The sequence below is a fragment of the Mycobacterium sp. TH-M103 genome, from assembly GCF_057473785.1.
In genome coordinates, this window is the sequence record NZ_JBYCLG010000309.1 from 1 (window position 1) to 3,903 (window position 3,903).

The window sequence follows — 3,903 nt, forward strand, 5'->3', positions numbered from 1 at the left end:
ATGATCGACGCTGGCGACGATGCAGAGCGCAGCGATGAGGAGGAGCAGCGCACATGATCGATGAGGCTCTTTTCGATGCTGAAGAGAAGATGGAGAAAGCCGTAGCTGTGGCCCGTGACGACTTGTCGACGATCCGCACGGGTCGCGCCAACCCGGGCATGTTCTCCCGGATCGTGATCGACTACTACGGCGCCGCCACCCCGATCACCCAGCTGGCCAGCATCAACGTCCCCGAGGCGCGGCTGGTCGTGATCAAGCCCTACGAGGCCGGTCAACTCGGCGCGATCGAGACGGCGATCCGCAACTCCGACCTCGGCGTCAACCCCACCAACGACGGCACCCTTATCCGGGTGGCTGTGCCGCAGCTCACCGAGGAGCGCCGCCGCGAGCTGGTCAAGCAGGCCAAGCACAAGGGCGAGGACGCGAAGGTTTCCGTGCGCAACATCCGCCGCAAGGCGATGGAGGAGTTGCACCGCATTCGCAAGGACGGCGAGGCGGGCGAAGACGAGGTCGGCCGCGCCGAGAAAGACCTGGACAAGACCACCCAACAGTACGTCACCCAGATCGACGAACTGGTCAAGCACAAAGAAGGCGAGCTGCTGGAGGTCTAACGGCCGCTCAGCAACCAAGTCCGTGGCAACCCCCGACGCCGGCAAAGGAAGCGCGCCCGAGGAGCCGGCGCCCGCACGCGAGGCCCCCGCATCCCGGAACACCGCGCGTCGACCGGCCGGGAAGCCGCTGCGGGCGGGACGTGACCTGCCCGCAGCGATCGTCGTGGGCGCCAGCATCGGCGCGGTTCTCGTCGCGACGCTGCTTTTTGCTCCGCGCTACTGGGTGGTGATCGTCGCGCTCGCCATCTTCGTCGCCAGCCACGAGGTGGTGCGCCGGCTGCGCGAAGCCGGATACGTCATCCCCGCCATCCCGTTGCTGGCCGGGGGCCAGCTCACCGTGTGGCTGACCTGGCCCTTCCATGCGGCCGGCGCCATGGCCGGATTCGGTGTCACGGTGGTGGTCTGCATGATGTGGCGGCTGTTCATGCAGGACAACAGCAAACGGCCCGAGCCGATGGCCGATTCGCCCTCGGCGAACTACCTGCGGGACGCGTCCGCCACCGTGTTCCTGGCCGCGTGGGTCCCGCTGTTCGCGTCGTTCGCCGCGCTGCTCGTCTACCCGAAAGACGGTGCGGGCCGGGTCTTCTGCCTCATGATCACGGTCGTCGCCTCAGATGTGAGCGCCTACGCCGTGGGGGTGGTGTTCGGCAAGCACCTGATGGTTCCGGCGATCAGCCCGAAAAAGTCGTGGGAGGGGTTCGCGGGTTCGCTGGTGTTCGGGACCGCCGCGGCGACCCTGACCGCGACGTTCCTGGCCGGCAAGCCGCCGTGGATCGGCGTTTTGCTGGGCGTGGTGCTCGTGCTGACCTGCACGCTCGGCGATCTGGTGGAGTCCCAGGTCAAGCGCGACCTCGGCATCAAGGACATGGGCAGGCTGCTGCCCGGCCACGGCGGGCTGATGGACCGGCTCGACGGCGTCCTCCCGTCGGCGGTCGCGGCCTGGACCGTGCTGACGCTGCTGCCCTAGCTTTTCGGGGCCGGGCGCGACGTGACCGATACTGGACGGGTCATGGTTCACCAACTGGTTTTCGACGCACCGCGCCCGGCCAGGCCGCCGCGGCACCTGGCCGACCTGGACGAGGCCGGCCGCGCGTCGGCCATCGCGGAGCTGGGCTTGCCCGCGTTTCGGGCCAAGCAGCTGGCACACCAGTACTACGGGCGGCTGATCGCCGATCCGCACCGGATGACGGACCTTCCCGCCGCCGTCCGTGAGCTGGTCGCCGAGGCGATGTTCCCGACGCTGCTCACCGCGGCCACCGACGTCACCTGCGATGCCGGTCAGACCCGCAAAACCCTGTGGCGGGCCACCGACGGCACCACGATCGAATCGGTGCTGATGCGTTACCCGCAGCGCAACACGGTGTGCATCTCGTCGCAGGCCGGCTGCGGCATGGCCTGCCCGTTCTGTGCGACCGGTCAGGGCGGGTTGCGGCGCAACCTGTCGACCGCGGAAATCCTCGAACAGGTACGGGCCGCCGCGGCGGCGCTGCGCGACGACTTCGACCCGGCGGGTCAGCGGCTCTCGAACGTCGTCTTCATGGGCATGGGGGAGCCGCTGGCCAACTACGCCCGGGTGCTGCCCGCGGTGCAGCGCATCACTGCGTCGGCGCCGCACGGCTTCGGCATCTCCGCCCGTTCGGTGACGGTGTCGACGGTGGGGCTGGTGCCCGCGATCCGCAGGCTCGCCGACGAACGTCTCGGGGTGACGCTGGCGTTGTCGCTGCACGCGCCCGACGATGAGTTGCGCGACACGCTGGTGCCGGTGAACACCCGGTGGCAGGTCGGCGAGGCCCTCGCCGCGGCCCGCTATTACGCCGACGTCACCGGTCGTCGGGTGTCGGTCGAATACGCGCTGATCCGCGATGTCAACGACCAGGCGTGGCGGGCCGACCTGCTGGGCAAGCGGCTGCATCGCGCGCTCGGGCCCCTGGTGCACGTCAACCTGATCCCGCTCAACCCGACACCGGGCAGCGAGTGGGACGCCAGCCCCAAGGCGGTGGAGCGGGAGTTCGTGCGGCGGGTGCGGGCCCAGGGGGTGCCGTGCACGGTGCGGGACACGCGCGGTCGCGAGATCAGCGCCGCCTGCGGACAGCTGGCCTTGGAAAAGGAGTAGCAGGCGGGTAGCCGCGGCTACCTGAGCCAGCCGCGGCGGCGGCCCCACAGGTCGCGCACCAGGACGAACAGCGCCAGCACGGCGAAACTGACCAGCCAGATGTCTTCGACGCGGCCGACGTGGTTGCCGCGCAGCATCGCCAGCAGGAATATGACGGCGAACACGCCGACGAAGTGCCAGGTGCGGTGGTTGATCCTGCTCCAGCCCCACGCCGCCGACGGCACCTCGGCGGTGTCGACGCCGGCGGAGTGTTCCAGTTCGGTACTGGCCACGGCGAGTCCCTTTCGGATCGGATCGGCTTCTAAAGAGGTGATTCTGGCATACCCGCCGCGCGGTGCCGCGAGTTCGGTCGCCACCCGGGCCACGTCGTGGCCCGGGTCGCCGTCGGACGGCACAATGAGTGGGTGAGCACTGCGACGACCGACGGGCATGGCGAGGGCCGCCTGCGGGTGTTGGTGCTGGGCAGCACCGGCTCGATCGGCACCCAGGCGCTCGAGGTCATCGCCGCCAACCCCGACCGTTTCGAGGTGGTCGGGCTGGCCGCGGGGGGCGCGAAGCCGGACACGTTGCTGCGGCAACGCTCGCAAACCGGGGTCACCAACATCGCCGTCGCCGACGAGCGGGCGGCTGAGCGCGTCGGCGACGTCCCGTTCCGGGGGCCGGACGCCGTCACCCGGCTCGTGCAGGAAACCGAGGCCGACGTCGTCCTCAACGCGCTGGTCGGAGCGCTGGGGCTGCGCCCGACGCTGGCCGCGCTGGACTCGGGCGCCCGCCTGGCGCTGGCCAACAAGGAGTCGCTGATCGCCGGCGGCCCGCTGGTGCTGCGGGCGGCGCGCCCGGGCCAGATCGTGCCCGTCGACTCCGAGCACTCCGCGCTGGCCCAGTGCCTGCGCGGCGGTGCCCCCGAGGAGGTGGCCAAGCTGGTGTTGACCGCCTCCGGAGGGCCGTTCCGGGGTTGGACGGCCGCCGATCTCGAGAGCGTCACCCCCGAGCAGGCGGGCGCCCACCCGACGTGGTCGATGGGCCCGATGAACACGCTGAACTCGGCGTCGCTGGTGAACAAGGGTCTCGAGCTCATCGAAACCCACCTGCTGTTCGGCATCCCCTACGACCGCATCGAGGTGGTCGTGCACCCGCAGTCGATCGTTCATTCGATGGTCACCTTCGTCGACGGCTCGA

General features: G+C 69.9%; 5 protein-coding genes. 4 read left to right on the plus strand and 1 reads right to left on the minus strand.

Annotated features, from left to right (window positions below):
- Nucleotides 1-53 precede the first annotated feature (53 nt).
- The 3 genes from frr to rlmN all read left to right on the plus strand — a co-directional run bounded on the left by frr (nt 54) and on the right by rlmN (nt 2,724).
- On the plus strand, nt 54-611 hold the full coding sequence (gene frr / locus AC2VOR_RS17195) for a ribosome recycling factor (protein WP_369739513.1): 558 nt from the start codon (nt 54-56) through the stop codon (nt 609-611).
- A 127-nt stretch (nt 612-738) separates the two neighbouring features.
- The gene (locus AC2VOR_RS17200) at nt 739-1,578 is read left to right on the plus strand and encodes a phosphatidate cytidylyltransferase (RefSeq protein WP_486964195.1); all 840 of its coding nucleotides are present in this window, start codon (nt 739-741) and stop codon (nt 1,576-1,578) included.
- Nucleotides 1,579-1,620: 42 nt separating this feature from the next.
- The gene (gene rlmN / locus AC2VOR_RS17205; RefSeq protein WP_369741677.1) at nt 1,621-2,724 is read left to right on the plus strand and encodes a dual-specificity RNA methyltransferase RlmN; all 1,104 of its coding nucleotides are present in this window, start codon (nt 1,621-1,623) and stop codon (nt 2,722-2,724) included.
- 17 nt (nt 2,725-2,741) lie between these two features.
- Here rlmN and AC2VOR_RS17210 read toward each other — a convergent pair whose 3' ends face one another.
- Nucleotides 2,742-2,996 (minus strand): DUF2631 domain-containing protein, encoded by a 255-nt coding sequence (locus tag AC2VOR_RS17210; RefSeq protein WP_369741676.1) that lies wholly within the window; start codon nt 2,994-2,996, stop codon nt 2,742-2,744.
- A 132-nt stretch (nt 2,997-3,128) separates the two neighbouring features.
- Here AC2VOR_RS17210 and AC2VOR_RS17215 point away from each other — a divergent pair.
- Nucleotides 3,129-3,903 (plus strand): 1-deoxy-D-xylulose-5-phosphate reductoisomerase (locus AC2VOR_RS17215; RefSeq protein ID WP_486964194.1); only part of this gene is annotated, 775 nt, incomplete at its 3' end.